We start from the raw sequence: 519 nt of genomic DNA, 5'->3' as shown, positions 1-519 counted from the left end.
CCCACGACTAACAATTTATGGAAGGTTCACAAAAATCAAGTACAGGATTAAAAGTAGGCTTAGGTATATTATTAGTATTATTCTTAGTCACGGCTTTCTACACATCTAAACTTTACAGCGAAAAGCAAGAGAATGAAAAGATGCTAGTCAATGAAAAGAAACAAGTGATGAATGATCTTAATAACATGGCCAAAGATTATGATGAAGCTATTGCTGAAAGTGAAGTTAAAAATCAAGATTTAATTGCTGCAAGAGAACGTATCCAGGGTTTAATGGATTCTTTAAAAGTATCTCAAAATAGCGTTGGTAGTCTATGGAACTACAAAAAGAAGTACATGGCTTTACAAGAAGAAATGGACATTCTATTAACTGAAAACGATCGTTTAAAAGGTGAAAATCAATACTTAGCCTCATCTTTAGATAGTACACAAGTTCAGTTGGCTGAACGTACAATGTTTACAGACTCATTATTAGTTCAGAACACAGAACTTACAACTGTTGTTAAAGATGCCGCTGCAT

The 519-nt window shown here is 33.5% G+C and carries 1 protein-coding gene; it reads left to right on the top strand.

Features of this window, described 5'->3' with window-relative positions; genetic code table 11:
• Nucleotides 1-17: 17 nt before the first annotated feature.
• Nucleotides 18-519 (top strand): DUF8429 coiled-coil domain-containing protein (locus tag ADICYQ_RS02385; RefSeq protein WP_040414147.1); only part of this gene is annotated, 502 nt, incomplete at its 3' end.

The sequence above is a fragment of the Cyclobacterium qasimii M12-11B genome, from assembly GCF_000427295.1.
Lineage (GTDB): Bacteria > Bacteroidota > Bacteroidia > Cytophagales > Cyclobacteriaceae > Cyclobacterium > Cyclobacterium qasimii.
The sequence above is the reverse complement of the archived record's forward strand: the minus strand, read 5'-3'. Positions and strand labels throughout refer to the sequence as shown.